Consider the following 22,102-nt stretch of genomic DNA (forward strand, 5'->3'; position numbering starts at 1 on the left):
CCCGTTCCCCTTCCGGCCGAGCAGACAGTCCACAGGAACTGCCCGCTCCGGGAGGGCCAGGGCAAATCAGGAATCTGACACCCGTGCTCACAGCAACACTCCACGGTTCCCGTGGACGGCCCTCAGCACCATGCTGACCAACGAGCTGCACAGCATCACAGAGGAGTCGGTTTCGACCGGAACGACCAGCCCACGATCATGCTCGCGGCCATCGCACCAACCCGGCAGAGCGCGCGAGAAGCACCCGCAGCACACCACACCATTTACCACGCCCCCGGCGCGCACCGAAGGTGCGCTGGGTTGCTGACCAGTGCCTTCCGTACCGTGAGGGCAGAGTGCGGTACCAGCCGCATGCCTTGCCGACTGCCCGGACAACTCCGTCGCAGGCCGTGGCACACGGCGCGTCTCCATGGCCGGAACGGGTTCCGGAAGCCGTTCCGGCACCGCGAGGCAACTCTCACGGGTTCCCCGGACCGCCCGCCGGCCATCCGTTACTCGGCTCCACGCCCGGGGGGTCGCAGCTTGTCGGCGACGGCTGAGGACTGTCCGAAGTCGTTGCTGCCTTGCAGGGCCCGGCGTCGCTTCCGTTGCGGCATCAGCCCACCACTGGCCCCGGCTTCCATCCCGTCCGCCGTCGACCCACACCGTGGTGGAGCGGGCGTGGTTCATGGCGTCCAGGTGGAGCGCGCCACTGTACGAACGACCTGGACGCCATGGGCCGCGTCTGCTCGGCTCTGCCTGGGTCGACGGCGGACGGGATGGAAGCCCCTCAACGCTCGCCACAATGTGCCCGCAGTCGGCAACGGCGCCCCCTGGATCCCGGTGCCGGCCGATCCCCCGCCGGAGGCATCGGCTTTGACCGTGGCTGCGTTCAGGCAGGAGCACAACACTCGTCCCTCTCGGTTCACAGCCCGTGGAGGCCGCCCGACCTCAGCCGTGGCGCACCTGCTTTTGGATCAAAGCGTCTTTTGAGGGTTCGCGCGGATCGGGTGCTGTTGGCCATGGTGCGGTGCCTTGTCCTCGGGTCGGGCCTGGTGGTGTGGGCCATGGTGGGGGGTTCAGGCTCGGTCCGGTGCATCGGCCCCTGGGCGGGCCAGAGCGTGAAACGCGGATCATCCCGGGGCAACGATGGTGGCGCGGGGCCGGGGCCGGGGCGGCGCGGGCCGAAGGCAGGAGCGCAGCCCCGAGCCCCGAGCCCGCGCCGGCCCGCAGTGCGGGCCGGTGGGGTGTGATCCTGCGTAGCGGCGGCCGGAAAGCCATGGGGACAGCGCGACCGGATGGCCGAAGACCAAGAGCCCCTACCTGGGCCACGACGCCGTGGGCCCTGGACCAAGAGGGGCTACGGTGCTGCGCCGAGGGCGCTTGAGCACAGAGAGGCTGCGGTGTCCCGTGGTGGAGCTGTGGAGTCTTGTCAATTCCAAGTGCGCCACGGCCGAGGTCGGCCGGCCTCCACAGGCTGTGGACCGAGAGGGATCCCCGCCCCCCGCCCGGAAGGGCGGGGCTTGATGAGGTAGAGAAGGTCGGGGGCTAGGCCAGCCGCGGGCGCTGTGCGTTAGCCGTGACGTCACGGTGTGGGCCTGGGTTGTGTGCGCATGCGTGGCGACTGTGGCGCTCATAGTCTGGTGGTGCTCGGGGTAGTCGCGGAGGTTAGTCATGCCCCGAACCATCTGGTCCGGCGCGATCAGCTTCGGCTTGGTCACGGTGCCGATCAACGTGGTCAGCGCCACCGAGACCCACAGCATCCAGTTCCACCAGTACCACTTGCAGGACATGGGCCGCGTCCGGGTGCGCAAGGTGTGCGAGCTGGAGGACCGCGAGGTCAGCCAGTCGGAGATCGGCAAGGGCTACGAGTACGCCCGGGACCAGGTCGTCGCCGTCACCGATGAAGACCTGAGCAACCTGCCGCTGCCGACGGCGAAGGCGATCGAGATTGCCGGGTTCGTGCCGCTGGAGTCGATCGACCCGATCCGCATCGGCGACGGCTACTACCTGGCACCGAAGGGGCAGGTCGCGGCGAAGCCGTACAAGCTACTGGTGAAGGCCCTGGGTCGCTCGTCGAAGGTCGCCGTCGCACGCTACGCATGGTCTGGCCGCGAGCGCCTCGGCCTCGTGCGGGTGCGCGATGACACGCTGGTGCTGCATGCGATGCGCTGGCCGGACGAGATCCGCGACCCCACCGAGCTGCTGCCCGAGCCGGTGGAACTCACCGACGAGGAGATCGACGGGGCGCTCTCCCTCATGGACTCGATGACCCGCGACAGCCTGGAGGGCGAAGAGTTCCGCGACAGCTACACGGATGCCCTCGCCGAAATCATCGAGGCGAAACGGGAAGACAGGCCGCTGCCCGAGGCGCCGGAGCCTGAGAAGCCGGGCCAGTTGGTCGATCTGATGGCGGCGCTGCAGGAGTCCGTGCAGAAGGCCAAGGCGTCCCGCGGCGAGGACGCCGAGGTGCACGAGATGCCGAAAAAGAAGACCGCCAAGACGACTGCGAAGAAGGCTCCTGCGAAGAAGACCGCAGCGAAGAAGTCGGCGGGGCGCCAGCCGCGGAGCGCCTGACCGCCACGCAGAGGCAAGGAGCAGATCATGACTCGTGTAGACCGGCAGGGTAGCGACGGGCCACTTCGTATGACCGCGTTGGATCGGCTAGGGAACCGTGAGATCCAGAAGCTCATGGCGGACTACAACACGGCAGACGCGCTCAGCCGCCTTGTCCAGAAGAAGAAGGAGGAGTCTGAGAAGGACATGCTCGACAAGATCGGTTGACTAGTCGAGCACGCCGAGCTCGGAGTCCGGCCGGCAGTGTGGACAGGGATCCACCCGATCCGCCAGCGCCCGCAGTGCCTGCTCCCTCGTCATGCCCTTCGACCGCTTCCCCGCCATGTGGCAGCCACCGACGTGCACGTACACCGGCGCCACGTGCCGGCTGAGGCTCTGCTCGATCAGCCAGTCCGGCGCCAGCGGGCGGGCTTGCAGGCCGCGCTGCCGCTCGGCTGCACGGCGTTCCTCATCGGCAATCCACCGCCGGGTGCGCTCCAGATCCCGCAGCTGCACACGCTCCAGAAAGCGGAGCTGCATGAGTCTCGACGGGACAGGATCGTTCACACGTTCGATTCTAGACAGTAGGCTGCCGCCCGCACCTAGAGGGAGGCCGCGTGCGAGACCGTATGGACCTGGGAGAACTGCTGCGACAGCAGCACCTCGACCTGGACACCCTGACGCCTGCGCCTGCCCTGCCGGCCCGCGACGAGCAGATGCAGCGCATCCTCCGCGTGCCTCCGTGGCCGTGCTCGGTGTGTACCGGACCGAGCGCCACTGCCTGCCCCTACGACAGCCTCCAGCACGGGCCGCGCTGGGTTGACCTGTGCTGGGATCACGCCCTGCTCACGAGGCCGCCGGCGCTGAAGATGCCGACAACGGTGGAGGGCATCTTCGCGGACATGCGGAAGCTTGCCGCCGAATTCGGACTCACCATGCGGATCATGACAGCGGAGGAGTTCGAAGACAGGGCCCACTGGGCGCGGAGACGTCATGAAGAGCCGTGACCGGTTTCACCTCACGCTGACGGTCGCTGACCGCCCGGTGATACACGGGTGGTGGGGCGGCGAGGCGGCCGCGCGCCTGAAGTTCTCCCGCTGGATCGGCGCGTACGGCAGCCTGCCCAAGGTCCGAGTCACCCTCACCGACGAGCAGGAGCGCACCGTGCTGACGAGCTGGCCCGACCCCCACTAGCCGCCTGCCATGCTGGGGATCATGACCCGCCGTGCGCAGCCGGACTGGCTGCTGACGGCTCTTCTGGAGCCTGTGACGGACTCGTTGGCAAGGTGAGGGCCGGTGAGCTGAAGGAAGGTGCGTACGCCGCGCGGGCAGTAGCACACGGCATGACGAAGGCCCCGCCCGGTCCATCTCGGGCGGAGCCCCTATACGTCACGAACCAGCAACACGCACATCAGACATCCATCGCGTACGTCACACTCGCGCGCATGCCTGACACCACACCCCGAAGCGGCTGGCGCCCCTCCCGCACACAGAAGATCATCACCGCGCTGCTGCTCCTTATCGTCTGGACAGCCATGGCCAACTCCTGGACCGACAAAGGCTGCGACCTTGGCCAGAGCTACGCCTTCGTCATCAGCCACGGCGGAAGCCCTGACCGAGATCAAGGCTGCGAGGACGAACCCGGCGGTCCGGCCTACACCGACCAGTACTACGGCTGAGGAGCCAGCATGGACAGCGGCGACCTCGCAACCTGGGTCGGCTCCAGCTTCGCTGCCATCGCGGCCGGCGCAACACTCTGGACCCTGAAGAGCCAGCGCGACCAGATCGGCGAACAGCGGCAGTTCATTGCCGAGCAGTCGGCGACGCTCGCCCTGGAACGGCAGGAACTTCTGGCCTCCGCGCAAGACAGACGCGAGGACCAGGCCAGGAAGATCGAGCTCGAAGTAACACCTTCCTACGTGAAGGTGCGGAACCGCAGTGACGACCCCCTCGCGGAGGTGCACTGCCTGGAGGATGGCCAACCTCCTGTCAGAGCAGCGTCTGCGCGGGCAGAGGGGGCTGAGGCGTCACTCAGCATGGTCCTTGAGCAGTTGCAGGGGCAGGAACAGCACCACCTCGACACCTTGGGTGTTGGGCGGATTGGCTGGTTCCAGCGCAGGAGCGATCCCAGCCGCACCGGCGCAGTTGAGATCGCATTTACGGACGCTGCCGGGGTTCACTGGACGAAGACTCACCTGGGCGAGCTGCGGCAGGTCGGCTGACGCGACGGCCCCGTCGTCCACGGGTGAACGGCGGGGCCCCCTAGACCTACGACTCCGGGGTGATCTGCGCGGACAGTTCCTCCGTCACCGCGTCGATCGCTGCCTGCAGCTCCTCTCCCGACAGATGCCCGCATGCGTCGTAGCCCGGCGTTGCGTCGATCTCCTCGGTGTCGTCGAGGAGTTCAGCTTTGATCCACGTGCGGCACTCGGGCGACACGCTCGCCGACGCCGACCCCAGCGGGGAGGGAAGTAGCGATGCGACATCCCTCTCCGCCTGGTCGCTGTCCAGGTACTCGCCGATGACCTCACCCGTCATCCGGTTCAACGTCTCCTCGTCGAGGCCGGCGCATGCCGTGGGCGACTTCTGTGTCGGGCCCTTGGCTCCGTTGGCCATGACCTTGCGGTAGTTCTCTGTGAGCTTCGCCTTGCACGCGGCCGGGTCCGCGATCGACTCACCCCCGCTGTCGCCCCTGGTGAGTAGGGCGGCGCCACCGCCGGCCAGGGCTGCGGCGACGCAGGCTGCGGCGAACCATGTGAGGGGTGCGCGTCGCTTCCGCTGTGGCGGCGGGAAGTCGGGCATGGGCGGCGGTGGCGTGGCGTCAGTCATGAGCCCCCAAAGGCAGTTGGTGCTTGATCGGCATCATCCAGCCGCGTGTGCACCGCGTGGAGGGGATGTGCCCGAGTTGTGACCTTGAGTGGGCGATGGTCCGATTGCCTGTCGCCCTGGGTGGCCTCGGGGGGAGGTGCGACCCCGCCCGCCCCCTCGTGTTGCCTGGGGTGCTGAGTGGACGGGCGGGAACTCTGAGCGGCCGCCCCCGCCGGGGGTGACGGGAGCGGCCGCGCCTCGGGCCGGCCATTGCCAAACCGGCCGAGTCTCTACATGCGCGTGCCCACCGCGATCCGCTCGTTGTCCGCGAGCAGCGGCAGCGCACGCATCAGGATCAGCAGGCGGCGCTCATCGAGCTGTTCGAGGGCAATCAGTGGCGTGGTGCCGATGCCCACCATCGACAGCACCAGGCCCATGAACGCCCGGTCCTGCTCGTCGAGGCCGAGCGTGTACACGCGGCCCATGAGGCCCTCCCAGTTGGCCCGCATACGGCCGGCCTCCTTGACGACGAGGGCCCTGCGCACGTTGTCCCGGGCGAGGAGCGTGCCCTCCTCAGCCAGGGCCTGGGCGGCCGCACAGCCCCGCCGGCTCTGGGCCGACTCGACGAGCAGCTGCCCGAGCGTGGGGGTGTCGACAGCGTCGGCGGGTGTTGCTCTGGTCTCGGTCGTCGTCATGATGCCTCCGCGGGAAGTCGGTACCCGCCAGGGCCGAACGCGGCGGCGAGTACGGCAGGATCGGTGAGTCGGCCCGAGCCGTCAGGACGCGTGATCCACATCCGGCCGTCCATCTGCCACCCCGTCGGCGGGCAGCGCAGGCACCAGCCCGGAGGCCGCACCACGAGCTGCCGCACGTCGGCCAGTTCCTCGGCCGCGTCGAGCGGGACCAGCCACCACAGCTTGTCCATCTCCGGGTCGGCGAGGACCGGCCCGCGGTGCTCGGCGGGGATGCGGACGACCATCGGGTAGCGGGTGGCGAGTTGGGCTTCGGCAGCAAGCCAGCGGCCGCCGGACACGATCGGGGCGAGCGCCTCGCTGTCCCATGCCGGACGGATGAGGGCCGGGTGCGCGGAGCAGTCGGCGAGCCACGCGTCCCCGGCCTCGTACCGCTGGTCGGACTTCGGTAGGGCCATGGCCAGGACCGTATGCAGGGAGGTTGCGCGTGTGTGCGGCGATTGCGCGGGATTGCGGGCGCGAGTGCTGGTGTTGCCGCGGGTTGCTTACGACAGGTTGAGAGCGGCGCTCGCACGGCCGATGAGCCGGTGTGCGGTGGCGTCGTAGACGGCCGAATCGGCGAGCCAGTCCCACGCGCGCTCGTACAGGGCTATGGACTCGTCGTCGTCCAGCCACATTTCCGTGCTCAGCGTCTCGACGATCACGAGGCGGCGGTCGTAGATCCAGAACCCGTGAGACGGACTGCGGCGCAGCTCGGCAGCGAAGGGGATGATGCCGAGCTGCACCGTGTCCATGCCGACCATGGAGCGCAGCCGGTCCAACTGCGCGGCCATCACCGGCCTCGGCGCGTTCAGCGCGTACAGGGCGCCCTCCCACAGCAGGACGCGGAAGCTGCGCTCAGGCTCGTACAGGGCCTGCTGGCGGCGCATGCGGGCACGCACGGCGTCCTCGATGTCCGCGGCCGGCACGTCGCGGAATGCAGCGTTAGCGGCGAACACGGCCCGCGCGTACTCGGGTGTCTGGAACAACCCGGGGATCCGGATCACCTCGACGGCGCGCAGCAGCTTCGTCTGCTCCGTCTCGATCAGGCCCTGTTCCTGGCGGGCGCGGTGGCCGTTGGAGTACTGCTTTCGCAACGACCGGTAACGCGTCTCAAGGCCTGCGAGCCGACCGGCCAACTCGGTCACCACGTCAGCCCGGCCGGCGGCCTCGGCCCACGCGGCGAGGTCGTCACGGCTCGGGGTCTGCTTGCCGTTCTCCAGCCGGCTGACCTTCGAGCGCTGCCAGCCGAGCCGCTCGGCGAAGTCCTTGCCGTTCAGGCCCGCCTCGGTGCGCAGCTCGCGCATGCGCGCACCGAGAGCGACACGGCCGGATTGGTAGTCGCTGCTCACATGGTGGAACGTACCCGCTCTGCGAAGTCGGCGGCAGCCACAGCGTGGTGCCAGGCAGCATCACGGGCCTGGCAAGCGGCGAGCACCTCGGCGGGGTCCTCGGAGACGATGACGCCCATCGTGGTGTCCTGCTCGTCGAACACGAACCGCAGCAGGGTGCGGGAGTCGATGAGCCAGAAGTCGAAGTCGGGCAGGCCGAGCTGTACGGCGTCCGCCCGCCACAGGTAGCGCACCTCGTCGCCGACGGCCACGTTGCTCGGCGCCCGCGTCAGCAGGAACTCCTGCCCTTGAGTGAGCGGCTGGTCGACGATCCGGACGCGGCCGAAGGTCTTGCCTTGCGCGACCTGCTCGGCGACGTTGCGGCGCCACCCATCCGGCTCGTCGTGGGCGACGTCCTCGCCGGCCTTCCAGCGCGCCCACGTCTCGCTGCCTCGGTCGGTGGCGTAGCCGCGGCGGGTCTCCAGCCGCCACGCGGTGTGCTTCAGGTCGGTGAACACGTGCGCCACGTCCCGGAAGGGGATCACCTCGGACGGCTCGCTGCGCGGGGCGAAGCGCGTGAGGAGCTCACGCGGTACCCGTACGAAGGTCTCGGAGGGCTTCACGTCCCGCAGCTGGGCGAGGTGCTCGGGGTCGTTGACCACGTCGCCCTGTACGAGGATCTCGCTGGTGCCTTCCACTTCGTAGAGGGTGGGGCAGTCGCCGCCGTCGCTGGTCGTGCCGAGGAACCTGAGCGCCATGTCGTCCTCCGTGTCGACTGGTTGGGGCTTCAGGATGCTCGGGATAGCGCGGGCGTGCTGGGAGATTGCGGCGGATTGCTTGGGTGATCGGCCAGGCGGTGATTGCGCGCAACTCGCAGTGACCTCTAACCGCATAGGTGATGCGGTTTGCTGGGCCTGACCTGCGGCTTTCCGAGGGTGTTGGCACTCGTATGGCACACATCGGTCGCGCCCGGCGAGGGTACGGAGAGGGCAACAGCGGGGCCCATTTGGAGTAACCCGCGAGGCCTCGGCCGCAGCCCAGTGCTGGCCTGCTCATATGGTCGTCGCTGCTTTCATCATCTCCGTGGCCTCTGCCGCTGCTGCTTTCGTCTCCGGCCTCGTGGCGTTCTCCGCATACCGCTTCGGCAAGAAGACCCACGAGGAAACAACGCAGCAGGCGGTGGAGCTGAACAAGCGGGATCTGTTCCTGTCGCTGCACGAGAGGCTGTGCAGCCCGGACCAGATCCGCGGACGCCGAGATATCCGAACACGAGGGACCGGGATACCCGAGGTCCAGCAGCTACGAGCTTCCACCAGTGGAGATGATGCCAACGCTGCCGTGGGTGCACTGGCTATGCTCGACACCCTCGGCCTGTACGTGGACTGCAAATTCGTGGATGAAAACCTCGTGTTGACAGAGTGGGGCTACGTCCTGGCTGAGCTGACGGAGCCCGCCAAGTACTTCGTAGAGACAGGCAAGGGCCCCAATGGCAGGGCGGCTTCAAGTTCCATGCTCGCGGCAGTTGTTGCGTGAGGGGTAGATAGCAGTGCAGGCACGGGCTTCGTGATCATTGTGGTGTCTTACGCCCGATGATCATGAGGTGGCCCGTGCCTGCCGCTGTATCTTCTCCGATCCCTGCCGTGCTGGGGAATCTGGGGTCGCTGGACGTCGGCCAGGTCGCCGACCTGCGTCCCTACTTCGACTCCATCCCCGACCCACGCTCGCGGCGGGGCCGGTGGTACTCGCTGACGTCGATCCTGCTGGTGTGTGCCTGCGCGGTCGTCTCGGGAGCGAAGAGCATCGACGAGCTCGCCGAATGGGGTGCGAGGGCCTCGGGCAGGCTACTGGCGGCCCTGGGTATCCGCCGTCATCTGCTCGGGTGGCGGCGCACCCCTCGCCCGTGACGATCGGGCGCGTGCTGGGCGCCGTGGACGGTGATGCCCTGGACCGGGCGGTGGGCGCCTACCTGACCGACCGGCACCACGCCGTCACCGGCACCGCGACCAGGGCCACGGGGCAGCCGGCGGCACCCGCGCCCGGGCGGCTGCGCGTCCTTGCCCTTGACGGCAAAGCGCTCAAGGGTTCGGCCCGTCTCACCTCGGCACGCCGGCACCTGCTGTCGGTGGTCACCCACGGCCCAGTCGTGACCCTCGGCCAGGTGGAGGTCGGCGCGAAGACGAACGAGACCACCCACTTCCGCCCGCTGCTGGAGCCGCTGGACCTGGCCGGCACTGTCGTCACCTTCGACGCGCTGCACTCGGTCAAGGCGAACGTCTCCTGGCTTGTCGAGACGAAGAAAGCGCACTACATCGCCGTGATCAAGACCAACCAGCCGACCGCCCACCGCCGGCTGGCGGCCCTGCCCTGGCGGGACATCGCCGTCCAGCACACCGCCTCCGGGACCGGGCACGGCCGGCGGGAGTCCCGCTCGATCAAAACCTGCGGAATCGCCGACGAACTCGGCGGAATCCCGTTTCCCCACGCCCGCCTGGCCATCCGCATCCACCGCCGCCGCAAGCTCACCGGCCGGCGCGAGAGTCGTGAGAGCGTCTACGCCGTGACCAGCCTGGACGCCCACCAGGCCTGCCCGGCCGACCTGGCCGCCGCGATTCGCGGGCACTGGGGAGTGGAGAACTCCTCGCACCACATCAGAGACGTCACCTTCGCCGAGGACGCCTCCACCGTCCACACCGGGACCGCGCCCCGGGCCATGGCGACCTTCCGCAACCTCGCCATCGGCGTGCTGAAGGTCCTCGGAGCCAACAACATCGCCAAGACCACCCGGGCCATCCGCGACGAACCCGAACGAGCACTCCCGATCCTGGGCATCATCAACAACCGCGACACCTACGGAACTTGATCAAGCCCTGCGCTCCAACGAGGACTCTGGTGCGCAATTCGTGCGTCAGCCTGCGAGTTGGTAGCTGAGCCGGGTGAGGCGGCTGCTGCGGGTACGGTCGAGCGGGTGTCCGCTCCAGTAGGCGTCGAGCCGCACGACGTTGATCGCGGTGGCGGAGAAGGCGTGCTGGAGACGGACCTTGGGCAGGCCGCGGTAGCGGGCTCTGCGCATCCCGGTGACGTCGAGGGCCTGGTTGATGGTGCCTTCCACGCCGGCCCGCAGCCTGTACCGGGCCTTGTACGCGTCGGTCTGCTGTTCGGCGCGGGCGGCGGCGAGGGTCTCGTGCAGTTCGCGGGGGCGCAGGGTGAGCATCCGGCGGCCCTGGCGGGAGGTGGTGCACCGGTCGCGGAGAGGACAGCTCCCGCAGGTTGTGGCGGCGAAGGTGACCACGATGGCGTCCCTGCGGTGCTGTTGGACGGGGTTCCAATTGCTGCTGGTGCGTCCGGCCGGGCAGCGCGCCTGGCGGGCCTTCCAGTCAATGGAGAACGCGCTCTTGTCGAAGCCCTCGGCGGCCCTGGCCTGCCGGGAGTGGTCGAGCAGGGCGGGGGTCACCATTTCGGTGCCGAGCTTGGCGGCGGCGTGGATGAGGTCGGCGGAGGGGTAGCCGGAGTCGAGGTAGTGCTCGCCGGGCGGCAGGCCGTGCTCGCGCAGCCGCTGCTGGATGGGTGCGGTGGCCTGCACGTCGGGGACGGCGGCGTGGGTGGTCATCACATCCGTGATCAGGTTCGGCGGCAGTAGCCCGCCGTCCTCCTCCCCGCGTCCTTCCCTGTCCCTGGCTTCGGCTTCGGCTTCGGCTTCGGCTTCGGCTTCGGCTTCGGCTTCGGCTTCGGCTTCGGCTTCGGCTTCGGCTTCGGCTTCGGCTTCGGCTTCGGCTTCGGCTTCGGCTTCGGCTTCGGCTTCGGCTTCGGCTTCGGCTTCGGCTTCGGCTTCGGCTTCGGCTTCGGCTTCGGCTTCGGCTTCGGCTTCGGCTTCGGCTTCGGCTTCGGGGAGTGTGGCAGGACTCGGTCAAATGGACCTTGTAGCCCAGCCAGAACAGTTCCTCGCCCTTGGCCGCCCAGCGCGCATCGGCGTCGTAGGGCGAGGCCAGGCGGATACTGCCGGGCGGGACTCCGTCCGTGTCGGCCTCCCGCTTCCTGACCACCTCCCGCCCCCGGTTGTCGGTGTGGATGTAGTAGGTCTGCACCAGCACCTGCCGCAATAGCTGCACGGCCTCGATCTCGCGGATCCACGGCGGGGTGGCATCGGCCCAGGCCGCCCGGCACAGTGTCAGCGCGTCCTGCCCGAACACCTGGGCGAGCCGTTCACGCTTGGTCTTGGACGTGGGCATCGTCCAGCCGTTGATCCGCTCCCCGTAGCGGTGCGCGAACTCGGCGATGTCGACTGCCTCGGCGAGCCAGGCGGGGGTGGCCACCGCCAGTGCCTCCAGGGCCGCCCGCACGCTCTGGCCGGCCAGCTCGGTGCGGTTCAGGTCCCGGACCGCGCTGATGACGTGGGTGGCGTCGGTGCGCTGCCTGCCGCCGGCGGCCACCAGCCCGGCCTCCTTGCAGTGCTCCAGCAGCCGGTCGAAAACCGTGCGCTCCAGGCCGTGCTCGGCCAGCCTCGTCCGGAACCGGGGCAGCACGCTGTGGTCGAAGCCGGTGTCCGCCAGCTCCATCCCGAGGGCGTATTTCCAGTCGATCGCGCGTATCGCCATCGCCGCCGCCTGCCGGTCGGTGAGGTTCTCGGCGAACTGCAGCACCGTAACCAGCGACAAGGCGCCCGGCGAGAGGCCCGGCGCCCCGCGCACCCCGAACGCCTCGGCGAACGGCTCGTCGGCGAAGACTTCCGCGAGCCGGTCGCGGACCCGTATCGCCAGGGTGCCCTTGGGGAACGCGGCGCGGGCCACCGCCGCGGTCTGCTCGGGAACCGGTGGCAGGCCCTTGGGCCGCATCGACATCTACATCACCCCCGCGGCCGCACGACGGGAAAGGCGACCGCTCAGGCGATCATCGCGTACTCAGCCGACCCCGCGTCAGGAATTGCGCACCAGAGTCAACGAGGCAGTCAAAACCCGCATATACGCCAACGCCGACTCAGCTTGATCATTAACCCCGGCTCTTCAGCGGAATTGGTCGATCTGACGCCCTGACGGCAGAAAGGTGCCGCCGACCTGCAAGGATGCGAGTGTCTAGATCGAATCCGGCGCAGGAGTCAGGGCACCTTTCTGGTGAGTGAGCGTACAGGGTGGGACCGCGGTCTGTCTGTGACGGCCGACGGGAAAGGGCTGGTCGGGCATGCCGGGGCAGTGCTGTTGCGCAGGCTCGCCGACCGCGTGGGCCTGACCGACGCACTGGCGGGAGTGCTTCCATCGGGCACGACCTCGTCGTGGCGGGACCGGGCCACCGCGCTCGTCGGCCTCGTCGTCGCGATCACGCTCGGCGCCACGAATCTGCTGGAGGCCGAGCAACTCCAGCTCCACCACGGCCCGCTGTTCGGACCGGCAGTGTCGGACTCCACGCTGCACCGGCTGCTGTCCACGACGGACGAGACGACGCGCGCGCAGATCGCGAAGGTACGACAGCGGGTGCGTCGCCACGTCTGGACGCTGCTGCACCTGCGGCCCGGCGGCTTCCCGTATCTGACCGTCGCGGGGCGGCATCTGAAGGGCTGGATCGTGCTCGACATGGACGCCACGGTCATCACCGCGGCCTCCAGGAAACAGGGCGCCGCCGGCACGTTCAAGGGCACCTTCGGCTTCCACCCGTTGGCCGCGTGGCTGGCCAACACCGACGAGTGCCTGGCGATGGAGCTGAGGGAGGGCAACGCCGGCGCGAACACCGTCGCCGATCACCTGCGGGTGCTGGATGCCGCGCTCGCGCAGATACCCCGCTCCTCCCAGGCCAAGATCCTGGTGCGGGTCGACGGCGCCGGTGCCACGCACGGCCTGCTCAAGCGCCTTCAGGCGCTGAACACCACGCGGCGCACGGTCCGCTACACCGTCGGCTGGACGATCACGCCCGAGGACGAACGCGCCATCGCCCGCCTCCCCGAAGCCGCCTGGGAAACCTCCCTGCGACAGGACGGCGAGGTCCAAGAGGGCTACTTCGTCGCCGAGTTGACCGGGTTGAACACTCGTGAGGGCTGGCCCAAGGGCATGCGGCTGATCGTCCGCCGCGTCAAGCCCTCCCGCCGGCACCTGGGGAAGCTGACGGCGTTTGAGCAGAAGACCGGCTGGCGCTACTCGATCACTGCAACGAACATCCGGCACATGGGTCACATCGCCGGCACCCACCAAGTGCAGTTCCTCGACGTCCTCCACCGCGATCACGCCGAGGTCGAAGACCGCGTGCGCACCAACAAGGCGATGGGACTGGCGAACCTGCCGTCCAAGTCCTGGGAAACGAACGCGAGCTGGATGCTCACCGCGAACCTCGCCGCCGATCTCGACGCCTGGATGCGGCTGCTGGCCCTCCACGACCAAGCGGACCTCGCCGACGCCGAGCCGGACACGATCCGCTTCCGCCTCTACCACCTGCCCGCCCGCCTCGCCCACCACGCACGCCGCCGCCACCTGCGCATCGAACGGACCTGGCCCTGGGCCGAGACATTCACGACCAGCTGGAAGCGGATCAACAACCTGACGGTCGCCACCTGACGACCAGCCCCTTGCCCCAACGCACACCGAGAGGAGGAAGGCCAGCAGCCTCCGGGTCCGTGGAACCCGGCGCACCCCGCAGCGAGACGCGACGGCCCACCCTCACACGGCGAGGGACATTACGGGCGAACCACCAGGCCACTCAACGACCAAACCCCACCGAAGAATCGAGGTTAACCTCGCTGCTGTTTGGATTGTGGACCTTCACTTTGGACCACTCAGCCATATGCTCATATTCGTAGAGCGGCAAACCGCAAAGCACGCATCCGAATCCGCATCGCTGCCGAATCTCACGTTTCGTGAGCTCTGGAATGACTGGTCGACTCTTCTTCATGGACGAAACTCCAGCCCCGCCGACGCTGTCGAATTCACTTTGCGGAATTTGTCATCACCCCTTGCGAGGTGACATCGCTGCCACGACGGTTTTCAAGATCGGCGAAAGGCTTGACCGCCTAGTAAGGCTCCACTGGCCGCGTGACCCCCCAGACGGTCCGGCCTCTCTCACTCCGTGTCGCGACTTGGATCAGCGGACCGAGTGCTGCAGGCCGCTGAACAGGTCAGTCCTGCAGCGCGGCGAGACCCTTCTGCAGGTCTTCGCTGTTCATCACCGGCTGGATCTCGATCTTCGCGCCGAGTCCCTCGAAGAGGGGCTCCGCAATCGTGGGGAGCATTGAACTGTCCTGCATGTCGAAGACGAAGGTGCACGATCGCCCGCCCTCGCTGGGGCCGAAGTAGGCCGCCTCGGGCTTGAGTTGTTCCGTCATCGACTGCATGATCGGCCGGCACCGGGAGGGAGGGGGCATCGTCGCCGACTGCGGGTCCGTGGGTGGCGTGTGTGGGGTGGCTTCCGTCCCGCCCGCCGTCGACCAGGCAGAGCCGAGCAGACGTGGCCCATGGCGTCCAGGTCGTACGTCCGGCGGGGCGCTCCACCTGGACGCCATGGACCACGCCCGCTCCACCGCGGTGTGGGTCGACGGCGGACGGGACGGAAGCTGGGGGGAATGGTGGGCTGAGGAGCGGGGACGGCAGTCTGCTCCTCGCCTCGGCCTGTCCAATACCTGTGCCTCGCGAAGTAGCGTTCGAGGCAGCGGAGGATGTCCTCCATGGGCATGCCCTCTGAGCTGCGCCGGGCGGCGCATGCCGACGTGTGGGCGGACCCAGGGCGGACCCGCTCCGGACGGGTGCGGTGGTGTGCAGGACGTGGTCCGCCTGGCGGTCGCCCCGACCGAAGCGATTCCGCACAGCCCGCGTGCAATGAATTCGTGGTTGAGAATGCTCCGGTTTCTTCTCAGGTCGCTTGAGGGTGCCCGATGAGCCCGTCGGGAGGGAATCGCCGCCAGACCGAATGCTGGTACTTCAGGCTGTGCTTCTGCAGCGCGGCAGGACATATTGTGCGGAGCGTCATTGGACCGCTCTTGTACAAGTTGTGTCGGGCTCGCAGGTAAGGACGGGGAAGCGCATGAGTGAACCCCAGTGGCTGGCCGATATCTGTTCCTGCTACGCCGGCCAGCCCAGCCCATATCGTGATGCTGAAGTCCTCAGGTCCATGCAGGCGGCCGTGGACCCGACGTCACTCAACCGTGTCGACTGGAATCAGTACAACACTGAAGAATTCCGTGTCGGAAGCACTCTCAATGAGGTTCTTCAGCGGTGCTTCTCCAGGGTGAGGATGGCCTTGACGATTGACGTCAGGCGGTTGGGACTGCAGCGGGCGCGGCGGAAGATCCGCCAGGACTTGAGTAGGGCGAAGGCCCGCTCGACCGGGCTGCGGAGCCGTGCGTGCGCGCGGTTGACGGACTTCTGGTGCGCGGTCAGCTCACGGCCGCGGTGCCGTTTGTATGGTGTGCAGAAGGTTCCGCCGGCTCCTTCGTAGGCTTTGTCCGCCAGGACGGGAATCTTCAGGCGTTCACATACGGTGATGATGCGGTGGGTGCGGGCGGCGGTGATGTCCACCGTGCGGCCCGGCAGGGCTGGCGAGTACCAGATCAGCTTGCCGGTCGGTCCGGTGACGGCCTGGATGTTCACTCCGTGCCGTCTGGCCTTGCCGGAGTAGTCGCGTTCGCCGTCGCCGACCCGGTCGCACTCGGCGATGGTGCCGTCCACGAGGACGTGGTCGGGCTTGGCCCGCCGCAGTGCGCGGGTGAGAGACGGGGCCATGTCCGCCAGCAACGCGGTGACGCTGTGTACATAGGCGTGGGCGGTGGCTTCGCTGATCCGGAAGCCCGCGGCGATCTTGGCGAGGGTGGTGTGCTCGCGCAGGTACACCAGGGCCACCATGGCCCGCTGGGAGGGGCGCAGCTTGCAGCGGCGGTCACCCTCGCGGGTGACGATCAGCATGGTCACCCACTCCACCAGTGCATGCGGCAGGTCGAGTGCGCAAGGATAGGTCACCAACGAGGCCCCCTGGCTGGCGAGTCGAGACGTGAGACATCTCGCTCAACAGCCCGAGGGCCTCGCCTGTTACGCCCCGCCGCCGGTCACCCGATCAGTGGCCACTCTGAAGAACCTCAATCTACGGACCTTGTACTTGCGGCTGGAAGCGGCTGTGGAAGCGCGGGAGGAGCGCGGGCGGGAGACGGGATGCGTGCTCCACACCACGGCTGCTGAAGGGGAACCCAACCTTGAGGATCTGCTCGCTCTCCTTCGGTTCCTCTTTTCTCCGCAAACGGGCTACCAGCTTGACGAGGCGACCCGACGGTACTGGACCTTGGACTGGGCGGAGGTGTTCGACGATTTCAACGTACGGCACCCGGCCTCGAGTTGCGACAGCCAGGGCACTGTATGGAGTGACGATCGGTCCTCCTTTAATGCCGTCGGCTCTCTCGTATGGAACCGTGCCTATCCGGCCGGCGCTGCCAGCGGCGTGTCGGGGATGCAGGAGCCCCCGGATGCAGCACCATCCGGGGGCACTCAGGCCTTTGTGCCGCAGCAGGACCCCGCACCACCTGTGCGTGCGGCCCAGAAGCCCGTCAAGGTTCTCGATCGCGTGTTCCATGGGACATGGAGTCGTTATGTAGATGATCTCCTTAAGGAAGGTTTTAAACCAGGGATGTCACGCAACGGAAAACGATTCGGGGACGGTTTCTATTTTACGGAATCGGTACAGAGCGCACGGAGCTGGTCGGCCGATGATATGCGGGTCAAGGGGAAGGGCCCGGTGATTGCAGCAAGGATAAGCGGATCCGTCGCCTTCATCGATCAGCAGAAGGTCGAGCAGACCGTGAAGAAGGGCGACTTTTCAGAATTCCCGTTCATCGAGTCCGCTGCGGATGAATCTCGCCTCACGGAGCTGATCAAGTCTGTCTATGCAGGAAGTGGCGTGTCCGAATCCGCGATTGGAATCTTCCTCAAGGAAAAGGGGTACTCTGCGATGTATCTATCCCCCTGGAGGGAGATTGTCGTGTTCGACAGTGCGCACATCGTCGGTATGGAGAAAATCTAGCTGCTGCTGCCGCATGCTATCGGATCTGCGTGATAACGCCGGCGAACAGCGGCGAACAAGAGCGGACGCCTGCCCACCCTTGTACAGGTGAGAGCCACAGCCGCCCAAGGTCAGGGGTTCACCCAAGTTGCTTCGCATCGAGGGGCAACTTGCGAGGGGTGGGCGTGCCTCAGCCGTGCCCGATCCAGCGGGGTACCTCGGGGAACAGCGGTCACTCACGGGCAAGACCCAACACGACGGCCCCTGACCGATCTGCCTGGTCAGGGGCCGTCCACCTGCGGTAGGTGTGGAATTTGAACCCACGGTCACATCGCTGCGACGACGGTTTTCAAGATCGCCGACAGGCTTGGCCCGCCTATTGAGGCTCCACTGACCGCGTGACCCCGCAGACGGATCCTGCTTCTCTCACTCCGTATCGCGACTTGGATCAGCGGACCGAGCGTTGCCGGCGGCTGACGAGGCTGTCAGTCCTGCAGCGCGGCGAGACCCTTCTGCAGGTCTTCGCTGTTCATCACCGGCTGGATCTCGATCTTCGCGCCGAGTCCCTCGAAGAGGGGCTCCGCGATCGTGGGGAGCATTGAACTGTCCTGCATGTCGAAGACGAAGGTGCACGATCGCCCGCCCTGGCTGGGGCCGAAGTAGGCCGCCTCGGGCTTGAGTTGTTCCGTCATCGACTGCATGACTTTCGGCAGTGTGCCGTTCTTGATCGCCTCATTCGACATCTGAGTGTCCAGCTGCGCTCTCAGCATGACCCTCATCGCACGCGCTCCTTCCGCCCACCACGACCGGCGCGGTCCCGTCGATGGTGTCCCCCGTCGTGGTGTTGCCGATCAACTGGTGGGCGTGTTCGGGGTGTTGGGTAGTGCGGGGGCGCTTTCGGGGCGTTCGGAGTAGAGCTCGTCCATGCTGCCTTCGGGGAGGTAGCGGCGGGGGAAGGCGATCCATTCGTCGTGCATCTCGAACAGCACGGCGGTGACGAGCCGCAAGAGCGCGTCGTCGTTGGGGAAGACCTGGACGACGTCGGTGCGGCGCTTGATCTCCCGGTTGATCCGCTCCAGCGGGTTGGTCGACTGGATCTTCTTCCAGTGCCTCGGTGGGAAGTCCGCGAATGCTGTCAGGTCTTCCTTCGCGTCGAGGAGCATGGCTTTGACCTTGGGGAACTGGGTGCCGAGCATGTCCGCGACGGTGTCGAGCTGGGTGCGCACGAGGCCGGCAGTGGGCTGGGTGAAGATCGTGCGGATCGTCGCGGCAACCATTTCACCGGAGTCCCGGTCGATCACGCCGAAGACGTTGCGCAGGAAATGAACCCTGCACCGCTGCCAGGCGGCGCCCAGCATCACCTTGCGGACCGCGGCGACCAGACCCGAGTGCTGGTCGGTGACGACGAGGCGGACCCCGGACAGTCCGCGTTCACGCAGGGAGCGCAGGAACTCCTTCCAGAACGCCTCGCTCTCGCTGTCTCCGGCCATCAGGCCCAGGACCTCGCGGTTGCCGTCCTCGGTGATGCCGGTGGCCACCACGACGGCCCGGGAGACAATCTGGTGGTTGACCCGCCCCTTGCAGTACGTGGCATCCAGGTAGACGTAGGGGAAGCGGACATGGTCGAGTGGGCGGGTGCGGAACGCGGTCAGCGGTTCGTCCAGCGCCGCGCAGATCCGTGAGACCTCCGACTTCGAGATGCCGCTGTCCCCACCCAGGGCTTTGACCAGGTCATCCACGCTGCGGGTGGACACACCGTGCACGTATGCCTCCATGATCACGGCATAGAGGGCCTGGTCGATCCGGCGCCGCCGTTCCAGCAGTGACGGGAAGAAACTGCCGGTGCGGACCTTGGGGATCTCCAGGTTCAGGTCGCCGGCCAGCGTGGTCAGCACCTTCTCGCGGTGCCCGTTGCGGATGGTGGTCCGCGTCGGCGTGTGCTCGTTCCACTCCGCACCGATATGGGCACTCGCCTCGGCCTCGATCAGCTCCTGCACCATCCGCTCGGCGATGGTGCGGATGAACTCGATTCCGTCGGTCGAGCGTAGTGACTCAAGCAGCCGTATCAGCTCAGACTGGGACAGGGCCATCGTGTACTCCTCGTGGTTGAACTGGCTGTTCACCAAGAAGAGTTACGCGGTGGCCCACCCCCTGTTCAGGGAGCGGCACTCACCCGTGGAAGTGCGCCCCGGGCAGACGCCCGCGCACTCCCAGCCGCTGATCCGCAACACCACGACGAGGGACACCATCGTCCCGTCCGCGCTCGCTGAGACCCGGTGACGTCCCGCTCAGCCTCTCCTCGAGTGATCAGGGCGGCAACCTCTCGCCCTCCGTCCGTGTCGCATGTCGCGATCAAGGGCGAGATCATCGGCATGTACCTGCTCCGATGGGCTGCGCCGGCGCCTGCCCGAAACCGGGAGCCGGGCAGTCCCGACCGCGGGGACGTTACAGCTGCCCGAGGAAGTGCCCGAAGGCCCATCCAGCGCACTCCCCCGCCGCGCCAGGATGCGAAGCATGCCGCAACCCATCCCGCCCGACGCGCCGCCGGCGCAGCACGAGACATGGCACCCGCCGATGGCCCCGCTTCCTGCACAAGGACAGTGGTGCCGGCCTGTGGTCTGCGCACAAAAAGCCGTCAGCGCGCAGGTCCCCGCGCAAAAAGCCATCGTCGCGCAACGCTTCGAATGCAGGCAGTGCGATGTCACGTGGTACGACACCGACAGCACGTGCTGGAACTGCCACCAGCCCGCAACCCCCGCCGCCACCGGCCGCACCGGCCACGGCCCGCCCGGCGTGGCGGGATTGCCCATGGGGCTGAGGGCCTGACCGGCGTCCCAACAGGGGTTCGGCCACAGGCAAGGACGGCATCACCGCAAATGGCACATCGCATACAAAACCCAAGGATTAACAATGGAAATCCGCAGGGCAACTGAATGCGGACCAACACTCTCCGCCTATACGATTTCCGCAATGCACAGCGCCAGCCCCAATGACGTACCCGATCAGCACGACATACTCCAGAATATAAATCCCGGAAAGTATCGCCTTCCTTTCTGGAATTTCCTCCAGGACATGTCCGGGAAAAATTTCAAGTCCGAAGAAATAGAGGCGGACCTCAACTGGGCCCCGGACGCCATGGACCCGGACAAGGAAAGACCGCCGCCCTCACAGGCCACCCGGGAAGCAGCGGAAGACTACATTCGCCACCACCGATGGATCCTTGCGAAGATCTCGGAGGTCGCCGACATGCGCCGCGAACTGCTCCTGGCGGAGAAACGACTGAGCGCGTTTACTCAATTCAGGGAAAGCAGTCGGCAGCAGGCCTTCGACGGCGCCGCCGTCCTCGCCATCACCCGGGCTGCAGGCGACGCCGACCATGACACACTGATAGCCCAAGCGAAAGCAACAGAAATATCCATCAAATACGCAGACAGCAAGATTGCCGAAATGAGCCGAATGATCATGTGGTACAGGACCGAGCTCGGTGAAACCTGCACCAGCGAAACAGGCCAGGAAATCTACCGCCTGGCCGATCAGGCACTGTCACGGCAGCTGTAGATCACGGTGGCTGCAGGAGTTCTGTCAGTGAGTCTTTGCCAGTAACGGATCATGACGTTGCGTGATTGATCAGATGGTGCGGTCGTACTCGAGCTGGAGCAGGACGAGGGCTGCGGCGGCGATCTTCGTGATGCGGCTGGGGTCGAGGCTGATCCGGCGCAGGGCTTTGAAGGTCGTCTTGAGCAGGGAGCTGGCGCGCTCGCAGACGCCGTGGATGCCGCGGATGACCTTGTTGTACGTCTGCTGGGCCTCGGTCAGCTCGCTTCCGGCGGGCTTCTTGTACGGGTGTCGGAAGCCGTCGCCGGCGTTCTCGTGGCCGAGGTCGGCCAGGGTCGGCATGTCCAGCTCGGCGGCGATCCGGTTGAGGGCGTCAAGCAGACCGTGGTGGCGGGCGCAGGTGGTGTCGTGTTCGCGGCCCGGGCGGGCCGGTGAGACCCGGATCGGCCGGCCGTCCGGGGTTGAGATGACCTGCACGTTCCCGCCATGGTGCTGATGTTTTCCGGACCACCAGAGGTCCGCGTCGTTGGGGCCGGGAGCGGCGACGCGATCCGTGCGGACGACGGTGCCGTCGAGGTTCAGATGTGTCAGCCCGGCGGCCTTCGCGCGTTCCGGCGCAGTCGCCAGGTCCGGTGCCCCGGCCGCCGGAACGGTCAGTCCTTCATGGAGGTAACGGTAGGCGGTGGAGGTCGACAGGCCGTTGTCGCGGGCGAGTTGGGAAAGGCGGGCGTTGTCGATGAACCAGCGCAGGACGAGCACTGCCTGCCGGAAGCAGCCCGGCGCACGCCTGCCCCTGCGGGTTCCGGCCGCGATGCGGTGGTCGCGCAGCAGCCGAGCCAGGTGCTCGGCGGTGGACCGCTCCACGTCGAGCACCGCGGTGTATGTGACACTGGTCGGCACGTGAGGCCCCTCGGTCAGAACAATCCGTCGCAAGATCGTTCCTACCAGGGGCCTTACGCCTGCCCGGACTTGGGGACCACACGAGCCGCAGCGGAAGCATCACGATCACAGCGAGCGACGGCCGCTTACCGGGAAAGACTCAGTGTGTCGGGTTCGGCTGGGACGGTGTGAGCGCGTGTTCGGCGGCGTCGGTGGCAGGCACGGGCGACGGCCTGGTGGAGGCGGCGGTAGGCGGACCAGGCCATGGCGTGCCGGATGCGTTGGTGGCGTTCGGGCAGCGGGGTGAGC

General features: G+C 67.3%; 26 protein-coding genes and 1 pseudogene. 14 read left to right on the forward strand and 13 right to left on the reverse strand.

Annotated features, from left to right (window positions below; translation table 11 throughout):
• The first annotated feature begins 1,653 nt into the window (after nucleotides 1-1,653).
• Nucleotides 1,654-2,556 carry a Ku protein gene (locus tag OG331_RS04645; protein ID WP_406191811.1) on the forward strand — a complete coding sequence of 301 codons (903 nt, stop codon included), beginning with the start codon at nucleotides 1,654-1,656 and terminating at the stop codon, nucleotides 2,554-2,556.
• A gap of 27 nt (nucleotides 2,557-2,583) precedes the next feature.
• Nucleotides 2,584-2,763 (forward strand): hypothetical protein, encoded by a 180-nt coding sequence (locus tag OG331_RS04650; protein WP_406191813.1) that lies wholly within the window; start codon nucleotides 2,584-2,586, stop codon nucleotides 2,761-2,763.
• Here the strand turns inward: OG331_RS04650 and OG331_RS04655 are convergent, their stop codons facing one another.
• Nucleotides 2,764-3,102: a DUF6233 domain-containing protein gene (locus OG331_RS04655; protein WP_406191815.1), complete on the reverse strand. Its 339-nt coding sequence runs from the start codon at nucleotides 3,100-3,102 to the stop codon at nucleotides 2,764-2,766.
• A 50-nt stretch (nucleotides 3,103-3,152) separates the two neighbouring features.
• Between OG331_RS04655 and OG331_RS04660 the strand changes: the two genes are divergently transcribed.
• From OG331_RS04660 to OG331_RS04675, 4 genes are all read left to right on the forward strand, one after another.
• Nucleotides 3,153-3,542, forward strand: coding sequence for a hypothetical protein (locus OG331_RS04660; protein WP_406191817.1), 390 nt, complete (start codon nucleotides 3,153-3,155; stop codon nucleotides 3,540-3,542).
• The gene (locus OG331_RS04665) at nucleotides 3,529-3,729 is read left to right on the forward strand and encodes a hypothetical protein (RefSeq protein WP_406191819.1); all 201 of its coding nucleotides are present in this window, start codon (nucleotides 3,529-3,531) and stop codon (nucleotides 3,727-3,729) included. The genes OG331_RS04660 and OG331_RS04665 overlap by 14 nt, the downstream gene beginning before the upstream one ends.
• A gap of 251 nt (nucleotides 3,730-3,980) precedes the next feature.
• Nucleotides 3,981-4,214: a hypothetical protein gene (locus tag OG331_RS04670; protein ID WP_406191821.1), complete on the forward strand. Its 234-nt coding sequence runs from the start codon at nucleotides 3,981-3,983 to the stop codon at nucleotides 4,212-4,214.
• A gap of 9 nt (nucleotides 4,215-4,223) precedes the next feature.
• Nucleotides 4,224-4,757: a hypothetical protein gene (locus OG331_RS04675; RefSeq protein WP_406191823.1), complete on the forward strand. Its 534-nt coding sequence runs from the start codon at nucleotides 4,224-4,226 to the stop codon at nucleotides 4,755-4,757.
• A gap of 46 nt (nucleotides 4,758-4,803) precedes the next feature.
• Here the strand turns inward: OG331_RS04675 and OG331_RS04680 are convergent, their stop codons facing one another.
• The 5 genes from OG331_RS04680 to OG331_RS04700 form a co-directional block, all read right to left on the reverse strand.
• The gene (locus OG331_RS04680; protein ID WP_406191825.1) at nucleotides 4,804-5,364 is read right to left on the reverse strand and encodes a hypothetical protein; all 561 of its coding nucleotides are present in this window, start codon (nucleotides 5,362-5,364) and stop codon (nucleotides 4,804-4,806) included.
• Between the two features lie 269 nt (nucleotides 5,365-5,633).
• Entirely contained in the window at nucleotides 5,634-6,038 is a 405-nt protein-coding gene (locus OG331_RS04685; protein WP_406191827.1) for a hypothetical protein, read from the reverse strand.
• On the reverse strand, nucleotides 6,035-6,493 hold the full coding sequence (locus OG331_RS04690) for a hypothetical protein (protein WP_406191829.1): 459 nt from the start codon (nucleotides 6,491-6,493) through the stop codon (nucleotides 6,035-6,037). The genes OG331_RS04685 and OG331_RS04690 overlap by 4 nt, the downstream gene beginning before the upstream one ends.
• Nucleotides 6,494-6,580: 87 nt before the next feature.
• The gene (locus OG331_RS04695) at nucleotides 6,581-7,426 is read right to left on the reverse strand and encodes a helix-turn-helix domain-containing protein (RefSeq protein ID WP_406191831.1); all 846 of its coding nucleotides are present in this window, start codon (nucleotides 7,424-7,426) and stop codon (nucleotides 6,581-6,583) included.
• Nucleotides 7,423-8,163, reverse strand: a complete 741-nt coding sequence (locus OG331_RS04700) for a DUF6879 family protein (protein WP_406191833.1) — start codon at nucleotides 8,161-8,163, stop codon at nucleotides 7,423-7,425. The genes OG331_RS04695 and OG331_RS04700 overlap by 4 nt, the downstream gene beginning before the upstream one ends.
• A 298-nt stretch (nucleotides 8,164-8,461) precedes the next feature.
• Between OG331_RS04700 and OG331_RS04705 the strand changes: the two genes are divergently transcribed.
• The 3 genes from OG331_RS04705 to OG331_RS04715 all read left to right on the forward strand — a co-directional run bounded on the left by OG331_RS04705 (nucleotide 8,462) and on the right by OG331_RS04715 (nucleotide 10,265).
• Nucleotides 8,462-8,938, forward strand: coding sequence for a hypothetical protein (locus OG331_RS04705; RefSeq protein ID WP_406191835.1), 477 nt, complete (start codon nucleotides 8,462-8,464; stop codon nucleotides 8,936-8,938).
• Nucleotides 8,939-9,045: 107 nt separating this feature from the next.
• Nucleotides 9,046-9,309 (forward strand): transposase family protein, encoded by a 264-nt coding sequence (locus tag OG331_RS04710; RefSeq protein WP_406190661.1) that lies wholly within the window; start codon nucleotides 9,046-9,048, stop codon nucleotides 9,307-9,309.
• Nucleotides 9,306-10,265 carry an ISAs1 family transposase gene (locus OG331_RS04715; RefSeq protein WP_406191836.1) on the forward strand — a complete coding sequence of 320 codons (960 nt, stop codon included), beginning with the start codon at nucleotides 9,306-9,308 and terminating at the stop codon, nucleotides 10,263-10,265. The genes OG331_RS04710 and OG331_RS04715 overlap by 4 nt, the downstream gene beginning before the upstream one ends.
• A gap of 45 nt (nucleotides 10,266-10,310) precedes the next feature.
• Here OG331_RS04715 and OG331_RS04720 read toward each other — a convergent pair whose 3' ends face one another.
• Together OG331_RS04720 and OG331_RS04725 are read right to left on the reverse strand one after the other, a co-directional pair.
• Nucleotides 10,311-11,015, reverse strand: a complete 705-nt coding sequence (locus OG331_RS04720; RefSeq protein ID WP_406191838.1) for a transposase — start codon at nucleotides 11,013-11,015, stop codon at nucleotides 10,311-10,313.
• A gap of 907 nt (nucleotides 11,016-11,922) precedes the next feature.
• Nucleotides 11,923-12,240: pseudogene (locus OG331_RS04725) on the reverse strand (transposase); the annotation flags it as partial.
• A 270-nt stretch (nucleotides 12,241-12,510) separates the two neighbouring features.
• Here OG331_RS04725 and OG331_RS04730 point away from each other — a divergent pair.
• Nucleotides 12,511-13,938 (forward strand): IS1380 family transposase, encoded by a 1,428-nt coding sequence (locus OG331_RS04730; protein ID WP_406191297.1) that lies wholly within the window; start codon nucleotides 12,511-12,513, stop codon nucleotides 13,936-13,938.
• Nucleotides 13,939-14,495: 557 nt separating this feature from the next.
• On the opposite strand, the gene OG331_RS04735 is transcribed toward OG331_RS04730, so the two are convergent.
• A complete protein-coding gene (locus tag OG331_RS04735; protein WP_406191840.1) occupies nucleotides 14,496-14,702 on the reverse strand; it encodes a DUF3303 family protein in 207 nt (68 codons plus the stop codon).
• An 880-nt stretch (nucleotides 14,703-15,582) separates the two neighbouring features.
• A complete protein-coding gene (locus tag OG331_RS04740) occupies nucleotides 15,583-16,332 on the reverse strand; it encodes a transposase family protein (protein WP_406191842.1) in 750 nt (249 codons plus the stop codon).
• Nucleotides 16,333-16,459: 127 nt separating this feature from the next.
• Here OG331_RS04740 and OG331_RS04745 point away from each other — a divergent pair, with 127 nt between their 5' ends.
• Nucleotides 16,460-17,380, forward strand: a complete 921-nt coding sequence (locus OG331_RS04745; protein ID WP_406191844.1) for a hypothetical protein — start codon at nucleotides 16,460-16,462, stop codon at nucleotides 17,378-17,380.
• Nucleotides 17,381-17,844: 464 nt separating this feature from the next.
• On the opposite strand, the gene OG331_RS04750 is transcribed toward OG331_RS04745, so the two are convergent.
• Together OG331_RS04750 and OG331_RS04755 are read right to left on the reverse strand one after the other, a co-directional pair.
• Nucleotides 17,845-18,138: a DUF3303 family protein gene (locus OG331_RS04750; protein ID WP_406191846.1), complete on the reverse strand. Its 294-nt coding sequence runs from the start codon at nucleotides 18,136-18,138 to the stop codon at nucleotides 17,845-17,847.
• 72 nt (nucleotides 18,139-18,210) lie between these two features.
• On the reverse strand, nucleotides 18,211-19,449 hold the full coding sequence (locus tag OG331_RS04755) for an IS256 family transposase (RefSeq protein ID WP_406209691.1): 1,239 nt from the start codon (nucleotides 19,447-19,449) through the stop codon (nucleotides 18,211-18,213).
• 16 nt (nucleotides 19,450-19,465) lie between these two features.
• On the opposite strand from OG331_RS04755, the gene OG331_RS04760 reads away from it, so the two are divergent.
• The 3 genes from OG331_RS04760 (at nucleotide 19,466) to OG331_RS04770 (ending at nucleotide 20,917) form a co-directional block, all read left to right on the forward strand.
• Nucleotides 19,466-19,639: a hypothetical protein gene (locus OG331_RS04760; protein WP_406191848.1), complete on the forward strand. Its 174-nt coding sequence runs from the start codon at nucleotides 19,466-19,468 to the stop codon at nucleotides 19,637-19,639.
• A 234-nt stretch (nucleotides 19,640-19,873) separates the two neighbouring features.
• Nucleotides 19,874-20,185 (forward strand): hypothetical protein, encoded by a 312-nt coding sequence (locus OG331_RS04765; protein ID WP_406191850.1) that lies wholly within the window; start codon nucleotides 19,874-19,876, stop codon nucleotides 20,183-20,185.
• Between the two features lie 84 nt (nucleotides 20,186-20,269).
• Nucleotides 20,270-20,917 (forward strand): hypothetical protein, encoded by a 648-nt coding sequence (locus OG331_RS04770; protein ID WP_406191852.1) that lies wholly within the window; start codon nucleotides 20,270-20,272, stop codon nucleotides 20,915-20,917.
• Nucleotides 20,918-20,986: 69 nt separating this feature from the next.
• On the opposite strand, the gene OG331_RS04775 is transcribed toward OG331_RS04770, so the two are convergent.
• A complete protein-coding gene (locus OG331_RS04775; RefSeq protein WP_406209706.1) occupies nucleotides 20,987-21,787 on the reverse strand; it encodes a transposase family protein in 801 nt (266 codons plus the stop codon).
• Nucleotides 21,788-22,102 lie beyond the last annotated feature (315 nt).

The sequence above is a fragment of the Streptomyces sp. NBC_01017 genome, assembly GCF_045162795.1.
Lineage (GTDB): Bacteria > Actinomycetota > Actinomycetes > Streptomycetales > Streptomycetaceae > Streptomyces > Streptomyces machairae.

Excerpts from the sequence above, each read along its gene's own strand:
- OG331_RS04645 (WP_406191811.1), top strand. The coding sequence starts at position 1,654 with ATGCCCCGAACCATCTGGTCCGGCGCGATCAGCTTCGGCTTGGTCACG.
- OG331_RS04650 (WP_406191813.1), top strand. The coding sequence starts at position 2,584 with ATGACTCGTGTAGACCGGCAGGGTAGCGACGGGCCACTTCGTATGACC.
- OG331_RS04665 (WP_406191819.1), top strand. The coding sequence starts at position 3,529 with ATGAAGAGCCGTGACCGGTTTCACCTCACGCTGACGGTCGCTGACCGC.
- OG331_RS04670 (WP_406191821.1), top strand. The coding sequence starts at position 3,981 with ATGCCTGACACCACACCCCGAAGCGGCTGGCGCCCCTCCCGCACACAG.
- OG331_RS04675 (WP_406191823.1), top strand. The coding sequence starts at position 4,224 with ATGGACAGCGGCGACCTCGCAACCTGGGTCGGCTCCAGCTTCGCTGCC.
- OG331_RS04680 (WP_406191825.1), bottom strand. The coding sequence starts at position 5,364 with ATGACTGACGCCACGCCACCGCCGCCCATGCCCGACTTCCCGCCGCCA.
- OG331_RS04685 (WP_406191827.1), bottom strand. The coding sequence starts at position 6,038 with ATGACGACGACCGAGACCAGAGCAACACCCGCCGACGCTGTCGACACC.
- OG331_RS04690 (WP_406191829.1), bottom strand. The coding sequence starts at position 6,493 with ATGGCCCTACCGAAGTCCGACCAGCGGTACGAGGCCGGGGACGCGTGG.
- OG331_RS04700 (WP_406191833.1), bottom strand. The coding sequence starts at position 8,163 with ATGGCGCTCAGGTTCCTCGGCACGACCAGCGACGGCGGCGACTGCCCC.
- OG331_RS04705 (WP_406191835.1), top strand. The coding sequence starts at position 8,462 with ATGGTCGTCGCTGCTTTCATCATCTCCGTGGCCTCTGCCGCTGCTGCT.
- OG331_RS04735 (WP_406191840.1), bottom strand. The coding sequence starts at position 14,702 with ATGACGGAACAACTCAAGCCCGAGGCGGCCTACTTCGGCCCCAGCGAG.
- OG331_RS04750 (WP_406191846.1), bottom strand. The coding sequence starts at position 18,138 with ATGAGGGTCATGCTGAGAGCGCAGCTGGACACTCAGATGTCGAATGAG.
- OG331_RS04755 (WP_406209691.1), bottom strand. The coding sequence starts at position 19,449 with ATGGCCCTGTCCCAGTCTGAGCTGATACGGCTGCTTGAGTCACTACGC.
- OG331_RS04765 (WP_406191850.1), top strand. The coding sequence starts at position 19,874 with ATGCCGCAACCCATCCCGCCCGACGCGCCGCCGGCGCAGCACGAGACA.
- OG331_RS04770 (WP_406191852.1), top strand. The coding sequence starts at position 20,270 with ATGGAAATCCGCAGGGCAACTGAATGCGGACCAACACTCTCCGCCTAT.